This window comes from Thermomonas sp. (assembly GCF_046293095.1).
Lineage (GTDB): Bacteria > Pseudomonadota > Gammaproteobacteria > Xanthomonadales > Xanthomonadaceae > Thermomonas.
The window spans coordinates 354524-379658 of the sequence record NZ_JBKBPN010000003.1 but is presented as its reverse complement, the minus strand read 5'-3'; the positions used below and the strand labels follow the sequence as shown (position 1 = coordinate 379658).

Genomic DNA, 25135 nt, shown 5'->3' with positions numbered 1-25135 from the left:
ATTTCCCGGCGGGCCGGATGCCTTCAGCGGGCCGGTGGATCCGGTACGAAGCCCCCCGGGAACGGCCGCGGCTGCCGCGCCGCCGGCCATCCCTCGTGCCGGGGCGCCACACCCAGCGCGACCAGCGTCTCCCAGCGCTCGTAGCGCAGCATCGTGACTTGCTCCGGTTGCCGGCTGGCCCGTTCGAAGCGGGTCTGCCCGACCGGCGCCCACTCCGATGCGCCGTGACCTGTCCCCAAGGCGGACGCCGCGGGTGCGTCCGCCTTGCGCGGCGCCTCTGCGGCCCGGGCGATCTCCTGCGCGGAGGGCGCCGGCGGCGCGGGCAGAGGGCGGACGCGCTCCCGGAACACCGCGATGCCGACCACGCCCACGTCGTCAGGTCGTCCTGTGCGCGTTGCGTAACTGTCCGGCAGGTCGGTGAACACGAACTGCGCGATGCGATCCAGCGACTTGCGCCAGCCGCCGATCTCCGCCGATTCCCACGGCGCCAGCACGTAGCCGGCCTGGCCGGGAGCGGCCGTTTCGCCGCTCACCGCGTTGACGCCGTCCACCGACAGCACCACCAGCACGCGAGCGCCGGTGGTGTTGGTTAGCCGCACCGCATAGCGATGGCCGGGCGTGCCGGCCACCCAGCCGGTGCCGCGATGGCGGTACTCGGTCAGGACGCTGCCCTGGTCGCGGTCGACCAGTTCCAGCCGGACCAGATCCTGCGCCGCAGTCGGCAGCGCGCAGCACAGCAAGGCAAGGGCCACGAGGGCCGGGATGGTTGGACGAGGCATGGCGGGCTCCGGTAGCGCAGGCGGGGTGCTGCCTGGCTGTCAACGTCCGCCAGCGCGGAACGGGGTCGAGCCCGCAGTTAGAATGCAGGGTCCACGCCACGCGCCCCACGCCGCCCGAATGAGCAAGACCCGCATCCTGACCGGCATCACCACGTCCGGCACCCCGCACCTTGGCAACTACGTGGGCGCGATCCGCCCGGCGCTGGCCAGCGCCAAGGACGACGATGTCGAGAGCTTCTATTTCCTCGCCGACCTGCACAGCCTGATCAAGGCACAGGACCCGGCCAGAACGCAGCGCTCCACGCTGGAGATCGCCGCCAGCTGGCTGGCCTGCGGGCTGGACCCGGACAAGGTCTGGTTCTACCGGCAGAGTGACATCCCCGAGATCACCGAGCTGACCTGGCTGCTGACCTGCGTGGCTGGCAAGGGCATCCTCAACCGCGCGCATGCCTACAAGGCGGCGGTGGACAAGAACCGCGCCGAGGGCGAGGACGACGACGCCGGGATCACCGCCGGGCTGTTCATGTACCCGGTGCTGATGGCCGCCGACATCATGCTGTTCAATGCCCACAAGGTGCCGGTGGGGCGCGACCAGATCCAGCACATCGAAATGGCGCGGGATTTCGGCCAGCGCTTCAACCATGTCTATGGCGGTGAGTTTCTGGTCCTGCCCGAGGCGGTGGTCGATGCACAGGTGGCCACCTTGCCGGGCCTGGATGGCCGCAAGATGAGCAAGAGCTACGACAACACCATCCCGCTGTTCGCGCCGCGCGAGGTCTTGAAGCGGCTGATCGCCGGCATCCTCACCGACTCGCGCGCGCCGGGCGAGCCCAAGGACACCGAAGGCTCCGCGGTGTTCCAGCTCTACCAGGCGTTTGCCACCGGCGAGGAAACCGCAGCATTCGCACAAGCATTTGCCGAGGGCATCGGCTGGGGTGACGCCAAGCAGAAACTGTTCGAGCGCATCGATGCGGAGGTGGCGCCGCTGCGGGAGAAGTACGAAGCGCTGATGGCCAAACCCGCCGAGATCGAGGCCATCCTGCGCGAGGGTGCCGCCCGCCTGCGCGCCACCCATGCCACGCCCATGCTGGCGCGGCTGCGCGAAGCGGTGGGTCTGCGTGATCTGGCGCGCATCGCGCAGCCTGAGTCACAGCAGGCTGCGCGCAAGGAGGCCGGCGTGGCGCCCACGTTCAAGCAATACCGCGAGGCCGACGGCAAGTTCTACTTCAAGCTGGTGCAGGGCGACCGCGTGCTGCTGCAGAGCATCGGGTTCGATTCGCCACGCGATGCCGGTCAGCGGTTGGCCGCGCTCAAGCAGGGTGAGCTGGGCGAGCCCGGCAGCGACTTCGTGCTGGGCGAGGGTGTGAGCGCCGACGAGGTCAATGCGGCGCTGGCGGCGTTCGTTGCGGCAGCAGCGGAAGGCAGCAACGGGTAAAGAATCGCGGCGGGTTTACTCCCCGCCGCGTGGTCTTGCTTCCGGGATGGCGGCCGCAGGGGTTACTGCGGCAGCGCCAGATCGTCCAGCAGCGCTTTGAGGAAGCGCGCCGCCTCGCCACCGGTGCAGGCGCGGTGGTCGAAGGTCAGCGAGATCGGCAGGCGGCGATGCACTTCGATGCCGCCGATCACCGCCACCACGTCATGGCACAGCTTGCCGGCGCCGACGATGGCCACGCATGGCGGCACCACCACGGGCGTGGCGTAGCGGCCGGCAAACATCCCGAAGTTGGACAGCGAAATGGTGTAGCCCGACAGCTCGCTGGCCGGGATGGTGCGGCTTTCCACCTGCGAACGCAGGCGGTTGATACCCTCGCGGATGCCGCGCGCATCCAGCATGTCGGCGTTGCGCAGGGCCGGCACGAACAGGCCGTCGTCGGTGTCCACCGCGATGCCGATGTCCACGTGCGGGTGCAGGGTGCGGGTGAGCGCCTCGCCGTCGAACCAGGCGTTCAGCGCCGGCACCGACTTGCAGGCGGTGACAATGGCGCGGATCAGGCGCGCGGTGATGTCCTGCTTGCCGATCCAGGCGTGCAGGTCGGCGTCGTCCACCAGCGTGGTGGGCACCACCTTGGCGTGGGCGTCGGCCATCACGCGCGCCATGTTGCGGCGCACGCCCTTGAGCTGTTCGGGCTGGCCAGCCGCGGTGACACCGGGCGGCTGGGTGCGCATCGGCTTGCCGGACTGCGACAGCGTGCTGCGCTGCGCCGGCGCCGCGGCCACCGGGGCCGGTGCGGCCGCGCGTGCGGCGGCTGCGGGCGTGGCACCCGGCTTGGCCGAGCCATCGGCGGCGGCGCGCTTCACGTCGTCCATGGTCACCGTGCCGTCCGGGCCGCTGGGACGCACGCGGGTGAGATCCACGCCCAGCTTGCGTGCCATGGCGCGCACCGCCGGCACGGCCTTGACCCCGCCCACCGCGACCGCGGCTTCGCTGACCACCGCGTTGCCCATCTGCATGGCACCGACCACCGTGCCGGCGTCTTCCGGCTCCGCCTTCGCGGTGGCTGCCGGCGCTGCGGGCGCGGCTGCTTCCGGCGCGACGTGGGACGGGCCGTGGTGGTGGCCGGTGTCCTGGCCTTCCGCGCGCTGCGGCAGGCTGGGGTCGATCTCGAACTCGGCCAGCATCGCGCCTGTGACGATCACGTCGCCCGGGCCGCCGGCCAGCTTCAGCACCTTGCCGGAGACGGGCGAGGGCACGTCCACCACCGCCTTGGCGGTTTCCATCGACACCAGGTTCTCGTCCAGGCGGATCACGTCGCCTTCCTTGACGTGCCACTCCACGATGGTCGCGTCCGGCAGGCCTTCGCCGAGGTCGGGCAGGAGGAACTTCTTGCTCATGGGGCGTCCTTCACGAATAGGCCAGCGCGCGCTTGGCGGCGGCGACGATCTTGTCCACGCTGGGCAGGTACTTCATTTCCAGGCGGAACAGCGGGATGTGGGTGTCGTAACCGGTCACGCGTTCGACCGGCGCCAGCAGGTCGAACAGGCATTCCTCGGCGACGCGGGCGGCGATCTCGGCGCCGAAGCCGGCGGTCCTGGCGGCTTCATGCACGATCACGCAGCGGCCGGTCTTGGCCACCGACTCGGCGATGGTGGCGAAGTCCAGCGGCTTCAGTGTGGCCACGTCGATGACTTCGGCGCTGATGCCCTCGGCGGCCAGCTTGTCGGCGGCCTCCAGGGTCTCCTTCACCTGTGCGCCCCACGTGACGAGCGTGATGTCGGACCCGTCGCGCAGCACGTAGCACACGTCCAGCGGCAGCGCCTGGCCGTCGTCCGGCACCAGCTCCTTGTACTGGCGGTAGATGCGCTTGGGCTCCATGTAGATCACCGGATCCGGATCGCGGATCGCGGCCAGCAACAGGCCGTAGGCGCGCTGCGGCGAGCTGGGCATGACCACGCGCAGGCCGGGCACGTTGGTGAAGATGGCCTCGTTGGCCTCGCTGTGGTGCTCCGGCGCGCGGATGCCGCCGCCCCACGGCACGCGCAGCACCATCGGGCAGGTCAGGCGGCCGCGGGTGCGGTAGCGCATGCGCGCGGCGTGGCAGACGATGAAGTCCACCATCGGGTACATGAAGCCGTCGAACTGGGCCTCGGCCACCGGCTTCATGCCCTGGCTGGCCATGCCCACGGTCAAGCCGGCAATCGTGGTTTCGTCCAGCGGGGTGTCGAGGATGCGCTCCGGGCCGAACTCGGCCGACAGACCGGCGGTGGCGCGGAACACGCCGCCGTTGACGCCCACGTCCTCGCCCAGCACGACCACGCTGTCGTCCGCGCGCAGTTCGTAGGCCAGCGCCTGGGTGATCGCCTCGATGAGCGTGATAGGAGCAGGGGGGATGGGTTGCGCGCTCATGCCCGGCCCTCCAGCGCGATCGCCGCATTCCGCTGTTCCAGCACGTCCGCTGGCATGTCGGCGTACAGATAGTCGAACATCGCTTCCACCGGCTGCACCGGCGTCTCCAGGTAGGCGTTGATTTCCTCGTCCACGCGCTTGCCGCACTCCTCGATCCAGGCTTTCTCCTGCGCTTCGTCCCACAGACCGGCCTGGGTCAGGAAGGTGCGCAGGCGCAGGAACGGTTCCTTCTCCCACGCCGCCTTCACTTCCTCCTCGCCGCGGTAGCGGCGGGCGTCGTCGGCGGTGGTGTGGTCGTGCAGGCGGTAGGTCATGAACTCGATGACGCTGCCGCCTTCGCCGCTGCGCGCACGCCCGGTGGCGCGGCGCATGGCTTCCAGCACTGCGACCAGGTCGTTACCGTCCACCTGCAGGCAGTGCAGGCCGCCGGCCAGGCCTTTCTGCGCCAGCGTCTGCGCGCCGGTCTGGGCCTTGCGCGGTACGCTGATCGCCCAGCCGTTGTTGATCACGCACAGCACCAGCGGCAGGGTGTAGGCGCCGGCGGAGTTCACCGCCGCGTAGAAATCGGTCTTGGAGCTGCCGCCGTCGCCGCAGCAGGCCACCGCGATCCTCGCCTGGTCGCGCAGCTTGAAACTCAGCGCCGCACCGGCCGCCATCAAGCATTGGGTGGAGATCGGCACGCACCATGGGTAGTCGTGCGCCGGGGCACCGGTGAGCAGGTTGCCGCGCTCGTCCCCGCCCCAGTACATCAGCACCTCGCGCGGGCGCAGGCCGCGCATGAACTGCGCGCCGTACTCGCGGTAGCTGGGCGCGAACACGTCCTCTGGCTGCATCGACGCGCCGATGCCGACGTGGGTGGCCTCATGGCCCAGGCAGGCCGCGTAGGTGCCCAGCTTGCCGGTGCGCTGCAGGGCGATCGCCTTGCTGTCGAAAGTGCGGACGAACAGCATCTGCTTGAACAGCGGCAGCAGCGCCTTCGCGTCGGGCACCGCCGGTGGCAGCGGGCCGGCCAGGGTGCCGTCGGGCTTGAGGTATTGCAGGTATTCGATGTCGAAGTGGGCGGCAGTGCTCATGTTCGCCTTGGGTCTGGAGCAATCGCTCTATGATAACGGGCAACGCGTGACGGTCCGTTGCGCGCTGCGGCATCGCCCGGAATTGACGCAGATCAGCCGTCCTGCCGGGGTGCATGCGAGAATCCCGCGATGACCAGCGAACACGACACGGCGGGCGCCAACCGGCGCGAGCTCGAGGCCGACATCCACACCGATCTGGCGGGTCGCATCACGTACGGCGGTTACCTGCGTCTGGATCAACTGCTGTCAGCCCAGCAGCCGCTGTCGGATCCGCCGCACCATGACGAGATGCTGTTCATCGTCCAGCACCAGACCAGCGAACTGTGGCTGAAGCTGCTGATCCACGAGCTGTCGGCGGCGCTGGACCACCTGCGCCATGACCGGGTCTGGCAGTTCGGCAAGGGCGCCGCCCGCTGCAAGCGGGTGCTGGACCAGCTCACCGCCCAGTGGTCGGTGCTGGAGACACTGACGCCGTCGGAATACATGGAGTTCCGCGATGTGCTGGGGCCGTCGTCCGGCTTCCAGTCGCTGCAATACCGCACGGTGGAGTTCCTGCTGGGCAACAAGAACGCAGCGATGCTGAAGGTCTTCGCCCACGACCCGGCAGGCCACGCCGCGCTGGAGGCGGTACTGCGTGCGCCCAGCCTGTACGACGAGTTCCTGCGCTACCTGGCGCGCTGGGGGCACGCGGTGCCGGACGGGCATCTGGTGCGCGACTGGAGCCAGCCGCACGTGCTGGACCCGGCGCTGCTGCCGGTGTTCGAGCGCATCTACGGCGATACCACGCGCTACTGGCGGGAGTACCAGCTGTGCGAGGACCTGGTGGACCTGGAAACCCAGTTCCAGCTGTGGCGGTTCCGCCATATGCGTACGGTGATGCGGATCATCGGCTTCAAGCGCGGCACCGGCGGTTCCAGCGGCGTGGCCTTCCTCAAGCGTGCGCTGGAGCTGACGTTCTTCCCGGAGCTGTTCGAAGTGCGTACCTCGGTTGGTCTTGAGGGCGCCGCCCGCTGAACCCGGCCGGGACCGCGCGTTCTGTTGCGTTGCAGCATCCATCGGGTTTGACGCTGGCCGGCCTGCTCGGCCATCCTCCGCGGGTTCCGCGCCGGCTATCGGCGCGGTTCGACATTCTCATTCCCATGCACCACAACAAGGGGGACGCCGCATGAGCGGAGCCACACCAACCACCCAGCCGGCCAGCCCGCCGGACTTCCCGCAGCTGATGGGGCATCCGCGCCCGCTGTGGATGCTGTTCATGTCGGAGTTCTGGGAACGCTTCGCGTTCTATGGCATCCGCTGGGCGATGGTGCTGTACATCGTGGCGCAGTTCCACGGTGGCGACGCCAGCGGTGAGAAACCGGCCAGCGAGCTCTACGGCGCCTACCTCGCGCTGGTGTATGCCGGAGCCATTTTCGGCGGCTACGTGGCGGACAAGCTGATCGGCTTCCAGCGCTCCATCCTGCTGGGTGCGTTGGTGATGTCGGTCGGCCTGTTCCTGCTGGCGCTGCCCGACGAGGCGTTGTTCAAGCTGGGGCTTGCCACCATCATCGTCGGCAATGGCCTGTTCAAGCCGATCATCTCGACGATGGTCGGCAAGCTCTACGCGCAGGACGACGAGCGTCGTGACTCCGGTTTCACCATTTTCTACATGGGCATCAACCTCGGTGCGCTGCTGGCGCCGCTGGTGACCCAGTACCTGGCCAAGAAGCTCTTCGGCATCGAGGACACGCCGGCCTACAAGGTCGTCTTCATCTCCGCGGGCATCGGCATGCTGCTGAGCCTGGTCTGGTTCTGGTTCGGCCGCCGCCAGCTCAAGGGCATCGGCTTGCCGGCGCCGCATCAGACCGGCCTGCGCAACGTCAGCCTGGTGTTGCTGTTCGGCGTGGTGATCGGCATCCCGCTGTTCTACGCGCTCCTGACCATCGACGCGACGCTGCTGCAGTACATCCTGATGGCGCTGTTCGTCATTCCCGCGCTGATGCTGGTGCGCGAGGGTGTGGCCGAGGGCCCGGTGGCGCGCGACAAGGTCCTGGCGATGCTGACCATCTTCGTGTTCAACGTGCTGTTCTGGATGTTCTTCGAGCAGGCCGGCAGTTCGTTCAACTTCCTGGCCGACCGCATCGTCAACCGCGACATCGGCATGACCAGCCTGTTCCAGGCGCTGGCCGGCACCAATGACTTCCCGGTGTCCTGGTTCCAGTCGGTCAACTCGGTGGCGATCATCGCGCTGGCCCCGGTCATGGCCTGGCTGTGGGTGAAGATGGGCAAGAACAACCCCATCATCCCGCGCAAGTTCGGCCTCGGCCTGATTTTCAACGGGCTGGCCTTCCTGCTGCTGATGGTGGCCCTGAAGAGCATGGTCGATGATGCCGGCAAGATCCCGTTCTGGACCCTGTTCATGGTCTACGTGATCCAGTCGGTGGGCGAGCTGTGCCTGTCGCCGATCGGGTTGTCGATGACCACCAAGCTGGCGCCTTCCCGCTTGGCCGGCATGGCCATGGGCTGCTGGTTCCTGTCGATTGCCATTGGCAACAACCTGGCCGGTATTTTCGCCGGCATCGTCAGCGGCGAAGGCGGCATGACCGTGGAATCGGCGCGCGCCGGCTACACCTTCGGCTTCTATGCGCTGGTTGGTTCGGGCGTGCTGCTGTTCCTGATCGCGCCGCTGATCCAGCGCTGGATGCACGGCGTGAAGTGATACCGATGGCCGCGCCGCGCGCGTGACGCGGCGCCCCGGCAGTTCCGCGCGGCGGCCTTCGGGCCGCCGCGCCTGTTTCGAGGGTCAGCCCGCGCCGGCCTTGCTTGCGGCTTCGGCGCGCAGTTCCAGTTCGTCCAGCCGGTCCAGCAGGCGGAACAGCAGCGCCCGTTCCTGCGTGGGAAGTTCGCCCAACACCTGCCGTTCGAAGTCCAGCGCCAGCGGCACGACCTCGTCGTAGATCGCGTAGCCCGCCTCCGACAGGCGCAGCACCGAGCGGCGGCGATCGTCCTCGTCGAAATCGCGCTCGATCCGCCCCGATGCCAGCAGGCGCGCCACGGCGCGGCTCACTGCCACCTTGTCCATCGCCGCGCGCTGCGCGACCTGGTTGGCCGACAGCTCCGGCGTGCGGCCCAGGATGGCCATCACCCGCCATTCGGTCACGCCCAGGTCGAACCGCTGCGAGTACTCGCGCGCGATCGCGCTGCTGAGCCGGTTGGACAGCACGCTGAGGCGGTAGGGCAGGAAGCGGTCGAGATCGAGGCGGGCGTGGTCGGGCATAGCGAGAGGGCGGGTCCGCTTGAGATGGTTGCAATTGCAACTATAGAATGCGCATTCCCGGCGTTGAGGACCACCCCATGAGCGCGCAACCCAATCTTGGCATGCAGCCGACCACCTTCGATAACCCGATGGGCATCCACGGCTTCGAGTTCGTGGAGTTCGCCGCACCGGCCGGTCAGGGCCCGCGCATGCGCGAGTACCTGGAGAAGCTGGGCTTCACCGCCATCGCCCGCCACCGCACGCGCGATATCACCCTGTTCCGCCAGGGCACCATCAACTTCCTGCTGAACGAGTCGGCCGATTCGTTCGCCGCCGACTTCGCCGCCCAGCATGGTCCTTCCGCCTGCGGCTTCGCGATCCGCTTCACCCGGCCCACCGCCGAGGTGCTGGCGCACGTGCTGGCCAACGGGGGCGCCCAGGTCGACCACAAGGCGGACACCGGCGCGGTGGCCACGCCCGCCATCAAGGGCATCGGCGACTGCATGCTCTACCTTGTCGATGATGACCGTGCCGACCTGTACGCGGACTACACGCCCCTGCCGGGCGTGGACCAGCATCCCGTGGGCTTCGGCCTGACCTTCATCGACCATCTCACCCACAACCTCTTCGTGGGCAACATGGCGAAGTGGTCGGACTACTACGAGAAGCTGTTCAACTTCCGCGAGATCCGCTACTTCGACATCAAGGGCGCCAAGACCGGCCTGCTGTCGAAGGCGATGACCGCGCCGGACGGCGTGGTGCGCATCCCGCTGAACGAGTCCAGCGACGAGAAGAGCCAGATCAACGAGTACCTGCGCGAGTACAAGGGCGAGGGTATCCAGCACATCGCGCTGTTCACCGACGACATCTACGAGAGCGTCGAGCGCATGCGCGCGGCGGGCGTCGAGTTCCTGGATACGCCGGACACCTACTTCGAGGTGATCGACCAGCGTATTCCCAACCACGGCGAGGATGTCGCGCGCTTGGCGCGCAACAAGATCCTGATCGACGCCGATCCGGAGACCAGACAGCGCAAGCTGCTGCAGATCTTCACCCAGAACGCGTTCGGCCCGATCTTCTTCGAGATCATCCAGCGCAAAGGCAACGAGGGGTTCGGCGAAGGCAACTTCCAGGCGCTGTTCGAGAGCATTGAGCGCGACCAGATAAAGCGCGGCGTGCTGTAACCGCGGTGACTTCCGCCCGCGCGTTGAGTGCGGGCTTGCAGAGCGAGCAGACCATGGCGATCCAGAGCAACGGTTACCAGTCCGGGTTCGGCAACGAATTCGCCAGCGAGGCGGTGGCCGGCACGCTGCCGGTGGGCCGCAATTCCCCGCAGCGCGTCGCGCACGGCCTCTACGCCGAGCAGCTGACGGGCACCGCGTTCACCGCGCCGCGGCATGCCAACCGGCGCAGCTGGCTGTACCGGATCCGCCCGGCGGTGCTGCATGGGCGCTTTGCGCCGTTTTCCCAGCCGGCCTTCCACAACGACTTCGGTCAAGGCCCGGTGACGCCAGAGCAACTGCGCTGGAGCCCACTGCCGCTGCCACAGGCACCTGCCGATTTCATCGACGGGCTGGTCACCATGGGCGGCAATGGCGGCCCCGAGGCCGGCACGGGCGTGGCCATCCACCTGTATGCCGCCAACCGTGACATGCAGGGTCGGTTCTTCTATGACGCCGACGGCGAGCTGCTGATCGTGCCGCAACTGGGCCGGCTGCACATCGAGACCGAGCTGGGCGTGCTGGACGTGGAACCGCAGGAGATCGCGGTGATTCCACGTGGCGTGCGCTTCCGTGTGGCCCTGCCGGACGGCAGCGCGCGTGGCTATGTCTGCGAGAACTTCGGCGCCCTGCTGCGCCTGCCGGATCTGGGGCCGATCGGCAGCAACGGCCTGGCCAATCCGCGCGATTTCCTGGCACCCAACGCGGCCTTCGAAGACGTGGAAGGCAGCTTCGAACTGCTGGCCAAGTTCCAGGGACATCTGTGGCGGGCACCGATCGACCACTCGCCACTGGACGTGGTCGGCTGGCATGGCAACTACACGCCTTACAAGTACGACCTGCGCCGTTTCAACACGATTGGTTCGATCAGTTTCGATCATCCCGATCCGTCGATCTTCCTGGTGCTGCATTCGCCCAGCGATACGCCCGGCACCAGCAACATGGATTTCGTGATCTTCCCGCCGCGCATTCTGGCGATGCGCGACACCTTCAGGCCGCCGTGGTTCCATCGCAACGTGGCCAGCGAGTTCATGGGGCTGGTGCATGGCGCGTACGACGCCAAGGCGGACGGGTTTGCGCCGGGCGGCTGTTCGCTGCACAACGGCATGACCGGGCATGGCCCGGACGCCGCCACCTTCGAGAAAGCCAGCGCGGCCGACACATCCAAGCCGGATTACATCGAAGACACCATGGCCTTCATGTTCGAAACCCGCGCGGTGATCCGGCCCACCGCACAGGCGCTGGCGGCAGCCCATCGCCAGCCCGATTACCCGGCGTGCTGGGCCGGCTTGCGCAAGCATTTCCAGCCCTGAAGGTGCTTCACCACAGGTGCGCCTGTGGCCAGCAGCGCCTTAAGCGTTATGCAAAAGGCGCGCAACGGGCGGTGGCGATGCCGTCAGGTGGCGGTGAGGCCGCGGTTATACTGGGCGCATGAATACGCGGATCGCGGTACTGGCGCGCGCACAGCGTGCACTGGCAGAGTTTTTCCGGCTGGAAGCGGCCGGCGGCATCATCCTGATCCTGGCCGCAGGGTTGGCCATGCTGGCCGCCAATTCGCCTTGGGCGCATCTGTATGAGCTGGCCCGGGACACCCCGCTGGGCCGTGGCGAATGGGCCAAATCGGCGCATTGGTGGATCAACGACGGCCTGATGGCGGTGTTCTTCCTGCTGGTCTCGCTGGAAATCAAGCGCGAGGTGGTGTCCGGGCAGCTGTCCGACCGCGCCCAGCTGGCGCTGCCGGTGGTCTGCGCCGTGGCCGGCGTGGCCGCGCCGGCGCTGTTCTATACCCTGCTGAACCACGGCGACGCCGAGGCAATGCGTGGTTGGGCCATCCCCACCGCCACCGACATCGCCTTCGCGCTGGGCGTGCTGGCCCTGCTGGGGTCGCGGGTGCCGCTGGGGATGAAGCTGCTGCTGTCCACCATCGCGGTGGCGGATGATCTGATCGCGATCCTCATCATCGCCTTCTTCTATTCGCAGGGGCTGCAGTGGGGTGCGCTGGCGGGTGCTGCGGTGGTGGTACTGGCGATGGCCGTGCTGAACCGGCGCAAGGTGACGGCCCTGGCGCCCTATCTGCTGCTGGGCGCGGTGCTGTGGGGCCTGGTGCTGGCGTCCGGCGTGCATGCCACCCTGGCAGGCGTGGTCACCGGCCTGATGATCCCCCATTACGACCGCAAGAACGCGATCGACGACGCCATCGAATATTCCCCGCTGGAAACCCTGGAACACGCCCTGCACCCGTGGGTGGCCTACGCGATCCTGCCGCTGTTCGCATTCGCCAATGCCGGGCTGTCGCTGGCCGGCTTGCAGCTGGATGACATGCTGACCCCGCTGCCGGCGGGCATCGTGCTGGGCCTGGTGCTGGGCAAGCCGCTGGGGATCGTTTCCGCCGCGCTGCTGATGCGCGCGGCCGGGCTGGCGAAGTTCCCGGAGGGCATGGATCTGCGGGCGATGCTGGGCCTGGGGATGTTGTGCGGCATCGGCTTCACCATGAGCCTGTTCATCGGCGCGCTGGCGTTTTCGGCTCACCCCCTGCATTACGCCGAGGGCGTGCTGGGCGTGTTGGGTGCGTCGGTTCTGGCGGCTGGGCTGGGTTTTGGCTGGCTGGCGGCGGTGCTGCCGCGCAGCTCGCGCGGATGACTTCCCGCACGGCGCTGGTGTTCGGCGCTAGCGGGCAGATCGGCGCGGCGCTGTTGGCCGCTCTGCGCGCTGCGGGGTGGGAGGTGTTGGCACTGTCGCGCCTTCCCCGCAGGCAGATGCCGGGGGTGCGCTGGCTGCGCGGCGAGTTCGCGCAAATGCCGGCGCTGCCCGCGCCCTGCGATGTGGTGTTCAGCTGCGGCCCTTTGGACCGGTTTGCCGAGTGGCATGTGCAATCCCCGGGAATCGCGCCGCGCGTTGTCGCGTTCGGTTCCACCAGCGTGCATGTGAAGCAGGGGTCCGCCGATGCGGATGAGCGCGATGTCGCCAGGCGGCTGCGTGAGGCCGAGGCTGCCGTGTTCGCCACGGCGGCCCGCCGCGGCGAGGCGGCCGTGGTGCTACGTCCCACCCTGGTCTATGGCGCCGGTCGCGACGCCACCCTGACCCGGATCGCGGCACTGGCGCGTCGGGCCGGCCGCTTCGCCCTGCCGCGCAGTGCCCATGGTCTGCGCCAGCCGGTGCATGTGGAGGATCTGGCCGCTGCGGCACTGGCGGCAGCAGGCCGCGCGGAGGCCGCGGGGCGAAGTTACGACCTGCCGGGCGGGGAGGCGCTGCCGTACCGGGAGATGGTGGCGCGCGTGCTGGCCAGCTTGTCGCCCTCGCCGCCGCTGCATTTGCTGCCGGACCCGCTGTTCCGCCTGCTGGCCGTCGCGGCGCGCGGCGCTGGGTTGGCGCGCGACCTCACCGATGCTGTTATCGCGCGCATGCGCGACGACCTGGTGTTCGACAGTGCGCCGGCTGCATGCGACCTGGGCTACGCGCCGCGCCCGTTCCGGCCGCCGCCGGGGACATTCGACGCACCGCCCTGAGGGCGCGCCGTACCGGCACTTCAGTCGACCGAAATCCCCGCCAGCTTGTCCAGCGCCTCGGCATATTTGGCGCGGGTGCGGGCGATGACCTCGGCGGGCAGTCGCGGGCCGGGCGGCGTCTTGTCCCAGTCCAGCGTCTCCAGGTAGTCACGCACGAACTGCTTGTCGTAGCTCGGCGGGCTGGTGCCGACGGCGTACTGCTCCGCCGGCCAGTAGCGCGAAGAATCGGGCGTCAGCATCTCGTCCATCACGTAGAGCTTGCCGTCGGTGTCGGTGCCGAATTCGAACTTGGTGTCGGCAAGGATGATGCCGCGCTGTGCGGCATAGTCGCGGGCGAACGCGTAGATCGCCAGGGTGGCGTTACGCACCGCCTCGGCCAGCTCGCGGCCGACCAGGTTCACCGCCGCGGCGAAATCGATGTTCTCGTCGTGGTCGCCCACTGCCGCCTTGGTGGACGGGGTGAAGATGGGTTCGGGCAGCTGTTGCGCCTGCTGCAAGCCGGCGGGCAGCGCGATACCGCTGACGGCGCCAGTGCGCTGGTAGTCCTTCCAGCCGCTGCCGATCAGGTAGCCGCGTGCGATGCACTCCACCGGCACCGGCTTCAGCTTCTTCGTCACCACCGCACGCTTGGCGTACAGCGCCGCGTCCACGCCGGCCGGCAGCACGCTGGCGACATCGATGCCGGTCAGGTGGTTGGCAATGATGTGGGCGGTCTTGTCGAACCAGAAGTTGCTGATCTGGCAGAGCATCTCGCCCTTGCCGGGGATCGGATCGGGCAGCACCACGTCGAACGCGGACAGGCGGTCGGTGGCCACCATCAGCAGGTGCCCATTGCCGAGGTCGAACACATCGCGGACCTTGCCGCGGTGGATCAGGTTCAGGCCGGGCAGGTCGGCGTGCAGCAGGGTGGTGGCCATGGGCGGGCGGGCAGGAAGGTGGGGCCGCTAGTTTAAAGCCGGCGGTCCCGGTCCGCCCTGTAAACTGGGCGCATGCGGCGCTGGTACGGACAATTTCTGGGCTTCATCGCGGGCTGGCTGCTGCTGCGCCATCCGGTGGGCGGGTTCCTGGGCCTGCTGGTGGGCTATGCCTTCGACCACGACGCGTTTTCCCGCCCCCGCGCACGGCGGCCGGGAGACAAGGCGCCGCTGCGCCACGATACCGGCAACGCCGACGTGGACTGGGCCTACCGCGTGTTCGGCCTGCCCGAGGACGCCAGCGACGCCCAGATCGACCGCGCCTACCGCAAGCTGATGGGCCAGTACCACCCCGACCGGGTGGCCGGCGCCGCGCCCGACCTGCAGAAAATCGCGGAGCAGAAATCCCGCGAGATCAATGCCGCCTACGACCGCATCCAGAAACTCCGGAAGAAATGACCATGGCCCCGACCCTGCTGCAAGAGACGGTGATCGCGCCGTCCATCCTGTCCGCCAACTTCGCCAGGCTGGGCGAGGAGGTCGGCAACGTGCTGGCCGCCGGCGCCGACTGGGTGCATTTCGACGTGATGGACAACCATTACGTGCCCAACCTGACCATCGGCCCGCTGGTGTGCGAGGCGCTGCGCAAGCATGGCGTCACCGCGCCCATCGATGTGCACCTGATGGTGGAGCCGGTGGACGCGCTGATCCCGATGTTCGCCGATGCCGGCGCCAGCCATATCAGCTTCCATCCCGAGGCCAGCAGGCACGTCCACCGCAGCGTGCAGTTGATCAAATCGAAGGGCTGCCAGGCCGGCCTGGTGTTCAACCCCGCCAGCTCGCTGGACGTGCTGGACACGATGCTGGACCAGATCGACTACGTGCTGCTGATGTCGGTGAACCCCGGCTTCGGCGGGCAGTCGTTCATTCCGTCCGCCCTGAAGCAGCTGCGCAAGGTGCGGGCGATGATCGATGCCTGCGGCAAACCGATCCGCCTGGAGATCGACGGCGGCGTGAAGCCGGACAACATCGGCGAAATCGCCCGGGCCGGCGCCGACACCTTCGTGGCCGGCAGCGCCATCTTCGGCCAGCCCGACTACGCGGCGGTGATCAGCCGGATGCGGCAGGAGATTGCGCGCGCGCGTTGACGCGCGGTGCGGCTGTCTGCCTGTGCGAGGGCGTCGGGGCCCACATCAGCAACTGGATGGTTTGTAGCGCCTGCCGCCGGGTTGCCGGGTCATACACCGGCCAGCGCAACCAGCGCATCTCGTCGGACGGGCCGAACTGGCGACGGGCCTGTGCCGCGCAGTCCGGATCGGGCGGCTGCGCGAAATAGCGCACCGAGCCGCAGATCACGGCCTTGCCGCCTTGCCGGAATGCATGGGCATCAAGCCAGGTCGATTGCCGAAGATCCAGTCCATAGGCGGCCTGCGGATGCTCGGGGGCATAGAAGGCGACGAAATACGGCAGCGGAAAGCTGCCGGCTACATAGTCAAGTGGTTGGCCATAGCGCTGCCGATAGATCCGGGCGACTGTTTCCGCCATGGTTTGCTGCAGGACATACGGCTGAGGTGCCGGCTGGTGCTGTGTGCTGGCATCTTCCATGACGGCCAGAGCGCCATACAGGCCAAGGCAGACCATTGCCAGCGCCAACGTACGTGCGGCCATCGGCCGCAGGTTTAGGCCCGCCGGAATGCGATCGACCAGGGCCCAACCCGCAAACAGCATGACGGGAATGAGCCAGGATGACACCGGCGTCATCCCGCTGATCAGGGCGCCCGCCAGGGTCAGCGTCAGTGTCGACAGCAGCAGCGGAAGACCAAGACGCGGGGCGTCAGGCATGGGGCCAGCCCGATGGGGAAGCTGCCGGCGTGCCAGTGCCCAGACCACTGCCGGCAGGGCCATATAAAGCAGGGCCGACACCAGGAAGGCTAGGTGTGAGGTCATGACGGAGGTGAGCCCTTGCGCCGGGTGTGCGGACTCCATGTAGTGCAGGCTTGGCCAGCCGTGACGGATCGACCACAGCACATGCGGGGCAAGCAGGAGTGCGGCTACGGCCGAGCTGAGCATTGCCCCGGTCATCACGATGCTCCGCGGTGGTCGTAAACGCAAGACCAGGGTGCCGGCAATCGCCATCAGCAGCAGCGCGGCGGAGTATTTGCAGAGCAGGGCGGCACCGGCGAACGCGCCGGTGAGCACAAACCAGCGCCGCCGGTGGCTCTGCAGCCCGTGCAGGAGGCTCCAGATGAAGCCGGCGATGAAAGGCAGCTGGGCGGTGTTGGCGTTGTACTTGAAGCCACTGTCGGGGCCATACACGGTGACCAGCGTTGTCAGTACGATTCCAATCAGCACCCGGCTCCAGTCCATGCACCGTCGCATCGCCAAGGCCAGTAGCCAGAACGCCAGCACCAGATTGGCCTCCTCGAGCAGGTAATAGGCGCTGTCACGGGTCGGAAACCACCGGAACCAGGCGGCCGTGATCCAGGCAAACAGCGGAGGATGCTTGTTGTTGCCCCATTGCCAGGCCGTGCCCCAGACGTAGTTCTCGACCATGTCGGCATGGTCGAGCGCGTGTCGCGTGAAGCTGAAAATGCACCACCACGCGAGGCCGAACAGCAGCAGGTAGACGCCAGTCCAGATCTCCGGTCGGCGAATCGAGGAGAGGTGTGTCGGGCGTTCGGTCATGGCGGCGTGGGTACAGGGACGCGCTGGTGGGATGCAGAAAGAGTGCACAAAGCCGGAACAAGTTCCCGTTTTCCATAGCGCAGCTGGTCGCTGGCATCTGGGATCGACCGGTCAGGCATGACGGAGCTGTTCGGATGGGGAAACGTTCGGACGTCCGTCTTGCTGCAACGACAACGCCCGCCGGATGGCGGGCTTGGTTGTCGAAGATGGTAGCCCCGGATGGATGCGAACCATCGATTCACTGCGCGCGGATCCCTCGGGGGAAGGAATGAAGACGAGCGAAGCGGCCGAGTGGCGCCAGCATCGGCCGCCATGCGCGAAAGCAATCAAGCCGCGATCCATGCGGGTGCTGTAATGGCAGCCGGCGTCATCGCACAAACGCCATGCCGTCATCACCCGGTCATTGGGCGCGCCGAGCATGGAGGCCCATCGCAACGGCGATGGACGGGCAGGACGCCAATCTCTTGCGGCAGCCGGTGCCGCGTTACCCCTGCGTGGTGCCGGCTGTTTTTCCATGTCATTGCTGCATCGGAATGCTCTGACAGCCCAACCGGTTTCGCCCGTGCCGCGCCGGGTTCAACGCGCGGCAACCACTCCCCTCCGGATACGCCCTGGGTGCTGGTGCTCAATGCCCATGGCCGGGCTGGCCGAGGATGGCGCTGCCGGCCACGAAGATGTCGGCGCCGGCCTGGGCGATCTCGCCGATGTTGTCCGGCTTCACGCCGCCGTCGATCTCCAGGCGGATCGGTTTGCCGCAGGCATCGATCATTGCCCGCACCTTGCGCAGCTGCTTCAGGACGGACGGAATGAACGACTGCCCGCCGAAGCCGGGGTTCACCGACAGCAGCAACACGCAGTCGATCTGGTCCAGCATCGCGCCCAGCACGTCCAGCGAGCTGGCGGGGTTGAACACCAGGCCGGCCTGGCAGCCCTTGCCATGACCTGCGATCAGTTCCGCGATGCGGTGGACGGTCAATGGCGCAACGGGCGCGCCGGCATCCATTCAAGGCCGCCCGCGATGCCATGCGCTCTGGGGTCCTCACCCCGCCTGCGCTTGCCCGGCCTCGTTGATGCCCACCGCGCCTCCACCCGGCCGCCGATCCCGGCCGGGTGGAGTGGGCAGACCGACACCCGGCTGCCCGCAAATACAAGGGCGTCCTGCCCGTCCATCCTCCTTGCGATGGCCTTCCATGCTCGGCACGCCCGATGACCGTTTGATGACCGAATTGCATTTGCGCGATGACGCCGGCTGCCGCTACAGTGGCGCCATGGACCGGGCGATTCCTTCTTTCGAGCATGGCTGGCGATGGTGGCGCGGCAGTGCCGCTTCGTCTGTCCCCATGCATTCCCTGAAGGCCCCCCTCCGTGACCACGCACGATCAATTCCAGCAGTCCGCCGCTGACGGTTTCACCCTCGTCCCGGTTGTCCGGGAAGTTCTGTCCGATCTCGACACGCCGCTATCGGTCTATCTGAAGCTGGCCGACGGGCCGCACACCTACCTGTTCGAATCGGTCGAGGGCGGCGAGCGCTTCGGGCGCTATTCCATCATCGGCCTGCCGGCGCGGCGGGTGTACGAGTTCCGCGGCCATACGCTGTCCGTGCGCGAACACGGCGAAGTAGTGGAAACGCGCGACGTGGCCGACCCGCTGGCCGAGGTCGAGCGGTTGCGCACCGCCCACAAGGTGCCGCAACTCGAGGGACTGCCAGGCTTCACCGGTGGGCTGGTGGGCTGGTTCGGCTTCGAATGCATCGAATACATCGAGCCGCGCCTGCGTGCGCAGGCAAAGCCGGACGAACTCGGCACGCCCGACATCCTGCTGATGCTCAGCGACGCGCTGGCGGTGTTCGACAATCTCAAAGGCCGGCTGTACCTGATCGTCCACGCCGACCCGCGCGAGCCGCAGGCCTGGGCACGCGCCAACCGCCGGCTGGACGCACTGACACATCGCCTGCGCCACGGCGGTGCGCCCTATCCCGAAACCCTGCAGCCCAAGGCGCTGGACGAAGCCGACTTCGTCAGTGGCTTCACCCGCGAGGGTTTCATCGCCGCAGTGGAGCAGGTGAAGGACTACATCCGCGCCGGCGACGCCTTCCAGGTCGTGCTCAGCCAGCGCCTGAGCGTGCCGTTCCACGCCCGCCCGGTGGATGTCTATCGCGCCCTGCGCGCGCTGAACCCGTCGCCTTACATGTATTTCCTCGATGTGGGCGGAACCCAGGTCGTGGGCTCTTCGCCGGAAATCCTGGTGCGCCTGCAGGGCGGCAAGGTCACGGTGCGGCCGATCGCCGGCACCCGCCCGCGCGGCCGCACGGCGGCAGAAGACCAGGCGCTGGAAGCCGAGCTGCTGGCCGACCCGAAGGAACGCGCCGAGCACTTGATGCTGATCGATCTCGGTCGCAATGACGTCGGCCGCGTTTCCCAGGCCGGCAGCGTGGAGGTCGGCGAGCGTTTCGTGATCGAACGCTACAGCCACGTCATGCACATCGTCAGCGAAGTGACCGGCCGCCTAAAGGACGGGCTGAGCTATGCCGACGTGCTGCGCGCCACCTTCCCCGCCGGCACCGTGTCCGGCGCGCCGAAGATCCGCGCGCTGGAGATCATCCGCCAGCTGGAGCCGGTCAAGCGCAACGTGTACGCGGGGGCGATCGGCTACATCGGCTGGCACGGCGATGCCGATACCGCCATCGCCATCCGCACTGCGGTCATCCAGGACGGCCGTCTGCACGTGCAGGCCGGTGCCGGCATCGTCTACGACTCCGACCCCGCGATGGAGTGGGACGAGACCATGAACAAGGGGCGCGCGTTGTTCCGCGCGGTGGCGCAGGCGGCGAAAGGGCTGTAAGCGCCTGCATTAAAAAACATTCATCCGGCGGCAAGCGGGCGGTGAGGCGCGCCGGCGCATCCTGCGCCTGCACTGGGACGCTTCCCAGCCTGCCCACTCCAACGAGGATTCCGTGATGAAGACCCTGAGCAAGACCCTGATCGGCCTGACCCTGGCTGCCCTGGCCGGTACTGCGCTGGCCGCGACCCAGGCCAATCCGGCGACCCCGGCCAAGCCTGCCACCGCCGCCACGCCCGCCACTGCCGCCACGCCGGCCAAGAGCCCGATGAAGGCGAAGAAGCATGACGAAAAGGCCGCCAGCGCGGCCCCGGCCAAGAAGTAAGCGTGCGATCGCGGGCGACGGCCCTCCCCCGTCCGGAACGCCGCCCGCGATCCTGCTTTCACCGCCCCGTCGCAACCCCTATCCCGAGGATTCCGCCATGACCCTGCTCCGTAACAGCCTGCTTGCCCTCGCACTCACTGCCGTGGCCGGAACTTCGGTCGCCGCAGCGCCCGTCCAATCCAGCACCGGCGCTACCCCGTCGGCCAGCGCCAGCAGCGATGCCAAGCCCGCCATGCACAAGAAGCACCATCGCAAGCACCACAGGCATGGCAAGGCGCAGGCCGCCGCGCCGGCCAGCGCAGCGAACGGCGCAACTGACAAGAAGTAAGCGGCTCGTCTTTCTGCGGGCAGGCGGTCGTCTCCCGCCACCTTCATCGCCCAATACCCCGCGGCAGTCTGCTTGCGGGGTATTCTTTTTTTCCTGTTTCCGGGAGGGCCCATGCGCATTCTGCTGGTCGAAGACGATGCCCACACCGCTGCCTTCATCAGCAAAGGGCTGCGGGAGGACGGTCATAGCGTGGATCACGCCAGCGACGGCAAGCAGGGGCTGTTCCTGGCCACCACCGAACCCTACGACGCACTGGTGCTGGACCGCATGCTGCCCGGGTTGGACGGCATGACCTTGCTGCGCACGCTGCGCGGCGCCGGCAATCCGGTACCGGTCCTGATGCTGACCGCACTGGGCGAGACCGACCATCGCGTCGAGGGGCTGCGTGCCGGTGCCGACGACTATCTGGTCAAACCGTTTGCCTACGCCGAACTGAGCGCACGCCTGGAGGGCATCGTCCACCGCAGCCAACGCAGTGGACGCGAGCCGACCCGGCTCAAGGTCGGCGATCTGGAGCTGGACCTGCTGGCGCGCCAGGCGCGGCGCGAAGGCCGCCGGATCGAGCTGCAGCCGCGCGAGTTCAGTCTGCTGGAGTATCTGATGCGTCATGCCGGCCAGGTGGTGACCCGCACCATGCTGCTGGAGAGCGTGTGGGACTACCACTTCGATCCGCAGACCAACGTGATCGACGTCCACATCAGCCGGCTGCGGCAGAAGATCGACCAGGGCTTCTCCCGGCCCATGCTGCACACCGTGCGTGGCGCCGGTTACCGGCTCTCGGAATGAAGCGCTTCCTGCCTTCCACCAGCGCCCGCCTGGCCCTGCTGGTGATGGGCAGCTTTCTGGCGGCGGTGGTGCTGATCGGTGGTGGGCTGTATTACGCGGTTTCCAGGCTGCTGCTGTCAGACGCCCGCGATCTGGTGCGTGCCGATGCGGTCGCGCTGGTCGATATCTACCGCGAAGGCGGGCGCGCCGGGCTGCTGTCGGAACTGCAGGCGCGCATCCACGGCGATGACGGCGATCCGGACGCGGTGTATGCGCTCAGCGCCGCCGATGGCAGCGCCCTGGTCGGCCAGCGTCCGGAGACCAGCCTGCCGGGGCCGCGCGGACGCTGGGTGGAGTTCCGCGAACATGCGTCGGAGTCCGCTGGCGATACTCTGCGGGTCATTGCCTTCGAACAGCGCCTGTCCGGCGGCGAGGTCTTGCTGACCGGCCGCCGGCTGCAGGCCCAGGACCGTCTGCTCCGGCTGATGCAGGAGGCCGCGCTGCGCGCGCTGTTGGCAGCCGCCGTGCTGGCCGCACTGGTGGGCTGGCTGACCTCGCGCTGGGTGGCTCACCGCCTGCGTGGACTGGACGCCACCGCCGCCCGGGTCAGCGCCGGCGAACTGGGGCTGCGCGCGCCGCTGGACCACAGCGGCGATGCCTTCGACCAGGTCGCGCACCGGTTCAATGCCATGCTGGACCGGATCGAGGAACTGCTGGACGGCGTCCGGCACGCCACCGACCATATCGCCCACGATCTGCGCACACCGCTGACGCGCTTGCGCAACCAGCTTGAGGAGCTGCGCCACCAGGCGCTGCCGGAGCCCGTCCAGCTGCGGCTGGAACGCGCCGTCGCCGAAACCGACCAGCTGCTGCAGGCCTTCGGCGCCCTGTTACGCCTGGCCCGCATCGAAGCCCAGACGCTGGACGCCGATGCCCCGGGGGTGGACCTGCGCGCGGTGGTGGAAGATGCGGTGGAGCTGTATGCCCCGATCGGTGCCGAGCGGGGCATCCGGCTGGACACCCGCCTGCACGCGACCGCCTCCGTCAGGGGCGACCGTGACCAGCTGTTCCAGCTGGTGGTGAACCTGCTCGACAACGCACTCAAGTACGCACCCGCCGCCAGCACCGTGGAAGTGACTCTGGAATCGAGCACCTCTGGCGTCCGCCTGCAGGTGGCCGATCAAGGCCCCGGCATCCCCGAGGCCGAACGCGAGCGTGTGTTCGACCGCTTCCAGCGGCTGGAAGCCCATCGCGGCACGCCCGGGGTCGGGCTGGGGCTCAGCCTGGTGCGTGCCATCGCGCGCCATCACGGCGGGCGCGTGGCGCTGCTGGACAACGCGCCGGGATTGCGCGTGGCGGTGCTGCTGCCGGCGACCTGAGCGGGGCGGCCGGGGGCCGGCTTGCGTTATCCTGCGCGGCTCCCCCTCGTGCCGCCCGCATCCGGGCGCAGGCCGCCATGCTGCTGATGCTCGACAACTACGACAGCTTCACCTTCAACCTGGTCCAGTACCTGCAGGAACTGGGGGCGGACGTGCGGGTGGAGCGCAACGACGCGCTGACGGTGGAGCAGATCGAACAGCTGGCGCCGCAGCGCATCGTGATCTCTCCGGGGCCGTGCACGCCGAACGAGGCGGGCGTGTCGCTGGCGTTGATCCAGCGGCTGGGGCCCACCACGCCGATCTTCGGTGTCTGCCTCGGTCACCAGGCGATGGGCCAGGCCTACGGCGGCGATGTGGTGCGCGCCGGCCGGATCATGCACGGCAAGACGTCGAACATCCGTCATGAGGGCAAGGGCGTGTTCGCCGGCCTGCCGGACGGCTTCGAGGCCACCCGCTATCACTCGCTGGTGGTGGACAAGGCAACCCTGCCGGACTGCCTCGAGGTCACCGCGTGGACCGAAAACAGCGACGGCTCCATGGAGGAGATCATGGGCCTGCGCCACCGCGAACATCCGGTCGAAGGCGTGCAGTTCCATCCCGAATCCATCCTCACCCAGCACGGCCACGCGCTGCTGCGGAACTTCCTCGAGCGCACGGGCTGAGCGATGGCGTCGTCGCCCCCACCGCCGTTGCGCCTGTTCGTCGTCCTGCTGGGCGGGCACCATGCGCGCGCCAACACCGAAGTGCACGATGTCGTGTTCGCGGTCGCGCCGGATCTGCGCGCCGCCTACCCGCAGTTGCGCCAGCAGTGGTTCGGCGCGGCGGACGGCCTGCACATCGATGCGTGGATGACGGTGGACGGCGTGGAGAACCGGCAGGTCCGCCTGCTTCCGGAGCCACCGCCCGCCGGCGCGCCGCGGCTCTACTTCGCCAATCTCGGCGGCTACCAGCCGGGCGTATTCGGTGAGGACCACCGCTACCTGCTGGTGGTGGCCGACGACCTGGCCGAGGCCAAGCGCAAAGCGCTGGGGCAGGCCGGGGGCGACTGGGCCAAGCCGCACCGCGATGCGCTGTTCGAGGTGGACGCCTGCCTGCCGCTGGGCCCGATCGGCGGCCTGCACGTGCACCTGGTGCCGGGGCCGCACGCCGGCATCGACAGCCAGAGCGACTACATCGTCCTTTCCTGATTCCCGCCAGGAACCGCCATGCCCATCACTGCCCAGCAAGCCCTGCAGCGCACCATCGAACATCGCGAGATCTTCTTCGACGAGATGGTCGACCTGATGCGCCAGATCATGCGCGGCGAAGTCTCGCCGGCGATGGTGTCGGCCATCCTCACCGGCCTGCGCGTCAAGAAGGAAACTGTCGGCGAGATCGCCGGTGCGGCCACCGTGATGCGCGAGTTCGCCCTGCCGGTGGCCGTGGCGGACAAGACCCATCTGGTCGATATCGTGGGCACCGGCGGCGACGGTGCCCACACGTTCAACATCTCCACTTGCGCGATGTTCGTGGTTGCCGCGGCGGGCGCACGCGTGGCCAAGCACGGCAACCGCAGTGTGTCCTCCAAGTCCGGCAGTGCGGACGCACTGGAGGCGCTGGGCGCCGCCATCGAACTGGCGCCGGCGCAGGTGGCGCAGATGATCCAGCAGACCGGCATCGGCTTCATGTTCGCGCCCATCCACCACCCGGCGATGAAGATGGTCGCGCCGGTGCGGCGCGAAATGGGTGTGCGTACGCTGTTCAACATCCTTGGCCCGCTGACCAACCCTGCCGGCGCCCCCAGCATCCTGATGGGGGTGTTCCATCCGGATCTGGTCGGCATCCAGGCGCGCGTGCTGCGCGAGCTGGGGGCCGAGCGCGCGCTGGTGGTCTGGGGCCGCGACAACATGGACGAAATCTCGCTGGGTGCGGCCACCCTGGTGGGCGAACTGCGTGACGGCCAGGTCCGCGAGTACGACATTCATCCGGAAGACTTCGGCATCGCCATGTCCGCCAGCCGAAACCTGCGGGTGGCCGATCCGGCCGAGTCCATCGCCATGCTGCGCGGCGTGCTGGACAACCAGCCCGGCCCCGCCAATGACATCGTCGCGCTCAATGCCGGTGCCGCGCTGTACGCAGCTGGCGTCGCCGACAGCATCGGCGACGGCCTGGCGCGTGCGCGCGCCGCGATCGCCGACGGCAGCGCCCGCGCGCGTATGGAGCAGTACGTCGCCACCAGCCGTGCGCTCGCCGCCGGCTGACTCT

The 25135-nt window shown here is 68.2% G+C and carries 25 protein-coding genes and 1 pseudogene; 17 read left to right on the top strand and 9 right to left on the bottom strand.

The window, feature by feature from the left end; all coding sequences use genetic code 11:
* Positions 1–23: 23 nt before the first annotated feature.
* Positions 24–779: a hypothetical protein gene (locus ACK4SG_RS07925; protein WP_409601183.1), complete on the bottom strand. Its 756-nt coding sequence runs from the start codon at positions 777–779 to the stop codon at positions 24–26.
* 118 nt (positions 780–897) lie between these two features.
* Between ACK4SG_RS07925 and ACK4SG_RS07920 the strand changes: the two genes are divergently transcribed.
* Positions 898–2214: a tryptophan--tRNA ligase gene (locus ACK4SG_RS07920; RefSeq protein ID WP_409601182.1), complete on the top strand. Its 1317-nt coding sequence runs from the start codon at positions 898–900 to the stop codon at positions 2212–2214.
* Positions 2215–2276: 62 nt separating this feature from the next.
* Here the strand turns inward: ACK4SG_RS07920 and ACK4SG_RS07915 are convergent, their stop codons facing one another.
* Genes ACK4SG_RS07915 through pdhA form a run of 3 tightly spaced genes read right to left on the bottom strand, consistent with a single transcriptional unit; the run spans position 2277 to position 5696 of the window.
* Positions 2277–3611, bottom strand: coding sequence for a dihydrolipoamide acetyltransferase family protein (locus ACK4SG_RS07915; RefSeq protein ID WP_409601181.1), 1335 nt, complete (start codon positions 3609–3611; stop codon positions 2277–2279).
* Between the two features lie 10 nt (positions 3612–3621).
* A complete protein-coding gene (locus ACK4SG_RS07910; protein ID WP_409601180.1) occupies positions 3622–4623 on the bottom strand; it encodes an alpha-ketoacid dehydrogenase subunit beta in 1002 nt (333 codons plus the stop codon).
* On the bottom strand, positions 4620–5696 hold the full coding sequence (gene pdhA / locus ACK4SG_RS07905) for a pyruvate dehydrogenase (acetyl-transferring) E1 component subunit alpha (protein WP_409601179.1): 1077 nt from the start codon (positions 5694–5696) through the stop codon (positions 4620–4622). Before pdhA ends, ACK4SG_RS07910 begins: the two co-directional genes overlap by 4 nt.
* Positions 5697–5825: 129 nt before the next feature.
* Between pdhA and ACK4SG_RS07900 the strand changes: the two genes are divergently transcribed.
* Positions 5826–6710, top strand: coding sequence for a tryptophan 2,3-dioxygenase (locus ACK4SG_RS07900; protein WP_409601178.1), 885 nt, complete (start codon positions 5826–5828; stop codon positions 6708–6710).
* Between the two features lie 151 nt (positions 6711–6861).
* Positions 6862–8394, top strand: coding sequence for a peptide MFS transporter (locus ACK4SG_RS07895; RefSeq protein ID WP_409601177.1), 1533 nt, complete (start codon positions 6862–6864; stop codon positions 8392–8394).
* 84 nt (positions 8395–8478) lie between these two features.
* Here ACK4SG_RS07895 and ACK4SG_RS07890 read toward each other — a convergent pair whose 3' ends face one another.
* The gene (locus tag ACK4SG_RS07890) at positions 8479–8952 is read right to left on the bottom strand and encodes a MarR family winged helix-turn-helix transcriptional regulator (RefSeq protein WP_409601176.1); all 474 of its coding nucleotides are present in this window, start codon (positions 8950–8952) and stop codon (positions 8479–8481) included.
* A 77-nt stretch (positions 8953–9029) separates the two neighbouring features.
* Between ACK4SG_RS07890 and hppD the strand changes: the two genes are divergently transcribed.
* The 4 genes from hppD (at position 9030) to ACK4SG_RS07870 (ending at position 13657) form a co-directional block, all read left to right on the top strand.
* A complete protein-coding gene (gene hppD, locus ACK4SG_RS07885) occupies positions 9030–10115 on the top strand; it encodes a 4-hydroxyphenylpyruvate dioxygenase (RefSeq protein WP_409601175.1) in 1086 nt (361 codons plus the stop codon).
* Positions 10116–10168: 53 nt separating this feature from the next.
* Complete coding sequence (gene hmgA / locus ACK4SG_RS07880) at positions 10169–11464, top strand: homogentisate 1,2-dioxygenase (RefSeq protein ID WP_409601354.1); 1296 nt, start codon at positions 10169–10171, stop codon at positions 11462–11464.
* A 118-nt stretch (positions 11465–11582) separates the two neighbouring features.
* Positions 11583–12791 (top strand): Na+/H+ antiporter NhaA, encoded by a 1209-nt coding sequence (gene nhaA / locus ACK4SG_RS07875; protein ID WP_409601174.1) that lies wholly within the window; start codon positions 11583–11585, stop codon positions 12789–12791.
* Entirely contained in the window at positions 12788–13657 is an 870-nt protein-coding gene (locus ACK4SG_RS07870; RefSeq protein WP_409601173.1) for an NAD-dependent epimerase/dehydratase family protein, read from the top strand. Before nhaA ends, ACK4SG_RS07870 begins: the two co-directional genes overlap by 4 nt.
* A gap of 20 nt (positions 13658–13677) precedes the next feature.
* Here the strand turns inward: ACK4SG_RS07870 and ACK4SG_RS07865 are convergent, their stop codons facing one another.
* Positions 13678–14574: a phosphoribosylaminoimidazolesuccinocarboxamide synthase gene (locus tag ACK4SG_RS07865; protein WP_409601172.1), complete on the bottom strand. Its 897-nt coding sequence runs from the start codon at positions 14572–14574 to the stop codon at positions 13678–13680.
* Between the two features lie 72 nt (positions 14575–14646).
* On the opposite strand from ACK4SG_RS07865, the gene ACK4SG_RS07860 reads away from it, so the two are divergent.
* Together ACK4SG_RS07860 and rpe are read left to right on the top strand one after the other, a co-directional pair.
* Positions 14647–15030, top strand: coding sequence for a J domain-containing protein (locus ACK4SG_RS07860; RefSeq protein ID WP_409601171.1), 384 nt, complete (start codon positions 14647–14649; stop codon positions 15028–15030).
* Positions 15031–15032: 2 nt separating this feature from the next.
* A complete protein-coding gene (gene rpe / locus ACK4SG_RS07855) occupies positions 15033–15719 on the top strand; it encodes a ribulose-phosphate 3-epimerase (RefSeq protein ID WP_409601170.1) in 687 nt (228 codons plus the stop codon).
* Here rpe and ACK4SG_RS07850 read toward each other — a convergent pair.
* The 3 genes and pseudogenes from ACK4SG_RS07850 to ACK4SG_RS07840 form a co-directional block, all read right to left on the bottom strand.
* A complete protein-coding gene (locus ACK4SG_RS07850) occupies positions 15682–17256 on the bottom strand; it encodes a glycosyltransferase family 39 protein (protein WP_409601169.1) in 1575 nt (524 codons plus the stop codon). The two genes, rpe and ACK4SG_RS07850, sit on opposite strands and share 38 nt — an antisense overlap.
* Before the next feature lie 111 nt (positions 17257–17367).
* Positions 17368–17676, bottom strand: coding sequence for a hypothetical protein (locus ACK4SG_RS07845; protein ID WP_409601168.1), 309 nt, complete (start codon positions 17674–17676; stop codon positions 17368–17370).
* A 205-nt stretch (positions 17677–17881) separates the two neighbouring features.
* A pseudogene (locus tag ACK4SG_RS07840) lies at positions 17882–18256 on the bottom strand (ribulose-phosphate 3-epimerase); the annotation flags it as partial.
* Between the two features lie 365 nt (positions 18257–18621).
* Here ACK4SG_RS07840 and trpE point away from each other — a divergent pair.
* The 8 genes from trpE (at position 18622) to trpD (ending at position 25131) form a co-directional block, all read left to right on the top strand.
* Positions 18622–20097, top strand: a complete 1476-nt coding sequence (gene trpE, locus ACK4SG_RS07835) for an anthranilate synthase component I (RefSeq protein WP_409601167.1) — start codon at positions 18622–18624, stop codon at positions 20095–20097.
* Positions 20098–20212: 115 nt separating this feature from the next.
* Positions 20213–20419 carry a hypothetical protein gene (locus tag ACK4SG_RS07830; RefSeq protein WP_409601166.1) on the top strand — a complete coding sequence of 69 codons (207 nt, stop codon included), beginning with the start codon at positions 20213–20215 and terminating at the stop codon, positions 20417–20419.
* Between the two features lie 97 nt (positions 20420–20516).
* The gene (locus ACK4SG_RS07825; protein ID WP_409601165.1) at positions 20517–20747 is read left to right on the top strand and encodes a hypothetical protein; all 231 of its coding nucleotides are present in this window, start codon (positions 20517–20519) and stop codon (positions 20745–20747) included.
* A 111-nt stretch (positions 20748–20858) separates the two neighbouring features.
* Positions 20859–21533, top strand: a complete 675-nt coding sequence (locus tag ACK4SG_RS07820) for a response regulator transcription factor (RefSeq protein ID WP_409601164.1) — start codon at positions 20859–20861, stop codon at positions 21531–21533.
* Complete coding sequence (locus tag ACK4SG_RS07815) at positions 21530–22891, top strand: ATP-binding protein (protein WP_409601163.1); 1362 nt, start codon at positions 21530–21532, stop codon at positions 22889–22891. Before ACK4SG_RS07820 ends, ACK4SG_RS07815 begins: the two co-directional genes overlap by 4 nt.
* 77 nt (positions 22892–22968) lie before the next feature.
* Positions 22969–23553 carry an anthranilate synthase component II gene (locus tag ACK4SG_RS07810; protein WP_409601162.1) on the top strand — a complete coding sequence of 195 codons (585 nt, stop codon included), beginning with the start codon at positions 22969–22971 and terminating at the stop codon, positions 23551–23553.
* Between the two features lie 3 nt (positions 23554–23556).
* The gene (locus ACK4SG_RS07805; RefSeq protein WP_409601161.1) at positions 23557–24078 is read left to right on the top strand and encodes a DUF1543 domain-containing protein; all 522 of its coding nucleotides are present in this window, start codon (positions 23557–23559) and stop codon (positions 24076–24078) included.
* 18 nt (positions 24079–24096) lie between these two features.
* Positions 24097–25131 carry an anthranilate phosphoribosyltransferase gene (trpD, locus tag ACK4SG_RS07800; protein ID WP_409601160.1) on the top strand — a complete coding sequence of 345 codons (1035 nt, stop codon included), beginning with the start codon at positions 24097–24099 and terminating at the stop codon, positions 25129–25131.
* The last annotated feature ends 4 nt before the right edge of the window (positions 25132–25135 follow it).

Coding starts and splice junctions, on each gene's coding strand:
- ACK4SG_RS07925 (WP_409601183.1), bottom strand. CDS start 779: ATGCCTCGTCCAACCATCCCGGCCCTCGTGGCCCTTGCCTTGCTGTGC.
- ACK4SG_RS07920 (WP_409601182.1), top strand. CDS start 898: ATGAGCAAGACCCGCATCCTGACCGGCATCACCACGTCCGGCACCCCG.
- ACK4SG_RS07915 (WP_409601181.1), bottom strand. CDS start 3,611: ATGAGCAAGAAGTTCCTCCTGCCCGACCTCGGCGAAGGCCTGCCGGAC.
- ACK4SG_RS07910 (WP_409601180.1), bottom strand. CDS start 4,623: ATGAGCGCGCAACCCATCCCCCCTGCTCCTATCACGCTCATCGAGGCG.
- pdhA (WP_409601179.1), bottom strand. CDS start 5,696: ATGAGCACTGCCGCCCACTTCGACATCGAATACCTGCAATACCTCAAG.
- ACK4SG_RS07900 (WP_409601178.1), top strand. CDS start 5,826: ATGACCAGCGAACACGACACGGCGGGCGCCAACCGGCGCGAGCTCGAG.
- ACK4SG_RS07895 (WP_409601177.1), top strand. CDS start 6,862: ATGAGCGGAGCCACACCAACCACCCAGCCGGCCAGCCCGCCGGACTTC.
- ACK4SG_RS07890 (WP_409601176.1), bottom strand. CDS start 8,952: ATGCCCGACCACGCCCGCCTCGATCTCGACCGCTTCCTGCCCTACCGC.
- hppD (WP_409601175.1), top strand. CDS start 9,030: ATGAGCGCGCAACCCAATCTTGGCATGCAGCCGACCACCTTCGATAAC.
- hmgA (WP_409601354.1), top strand. CDS start 10,169: ATGGCGATCCAGAGCAACGGTTACCAGTCCGGGTTCGGCAACGAATTC.
- nhaA (WP_409601174.1), top strand. CDS start 11,583: ATGAATACGCGGATCGCGGTACTGGCGCGCGCACAGCGTGCACTGGCA.
- ACK4SG_RS07870 (WP_409601173.1), top strand. CDS start 12,788: ATGACTTCCCGCACGGCGCTGGTGTTCGGCGCTAGCGGGCAGATCGGC.
- ACK4SG_RS07865 (WP_409601172.1), bottom strand. CDS start 14,574: ATGGCCACCACCCTGCTGCACGCCGACCTGCCCGGCCTGAACCTGATC.
- ACK4SG_RS07860 (WP_409601171.1), top strand. CDS start 14,647: ATGCGGCGCTGGTACGGACAATTTCTGGGCTTCATCGCGGGCTGGCTG.
- rpe (WP_409601170.1), top strand. CDS start 15,033: ATGGCCCCGACCCTGCTGCAAGAGACGGTGATCGCGCCGTCCATCCTG.
- ACK4SG_RS07850 (WP_409601169.1), bottom strand. CDS start 17,256: ATGACCGAACGCCCGACACACCTCTCCTCGATTCGCCGACCGGAGATC.
- ACK4SG_RS07845 (WP_409601168.1), bottom strand. CDS start 17,676: ATGCTCGGCGCGCCCAATGACCGGGTGATGACGGCATGGCGTTTGTGC.
- ACK4SG_RS07830 (WP_409601166.1), top strand. CDS start 20,213: ATGAAGACCCTGAGCAAGACCCTGATCGGCCTGACCCTGGCTGCCCTG.
- ACK4SG_RS07825 (WP_409601165.1), top strand. CDS start 20,517: ATGACCCTGCTCCGTAACAGCCTGCTTGCCCTCGCACTCACTGCCGTG.
- ACK4SG_RS07820 (WP_409601164.1), top strand. CDS start 20,859: ATGCGCATTCTGCTGGTCGAAGACGATGCCCACACCGCTGCCTTCATC.
- ACK4SG_RS07815 (WP_409601163.1), top strand. CDS start 21,530: ATGAAGCGCTTCCTGCCTTCCACCAGCGCCCGCCTGGCCCTGCTGGTG.
- ACK4SG_RS07810 (WP_409601162.1), top strand. CDS start 22,969: ATGCTGCTGATGCTCGACAACTACGACAGCTTCACCTTCAACCTGGTC.
- ACK4SG_RS07805 (WP_409601161.1), top strand. CDS start 23,557: ATGGCGTCGTCGCCCCCACCGCCGTTGCGCCTGTTCGTCGTCCTGCTG.
- trpD (WP_409601160.1), top strand. CDS start 24,097: ATGCCCATCACTGCCCAGCAAGCCCTGCAGCGCACCATCGAACATCGC.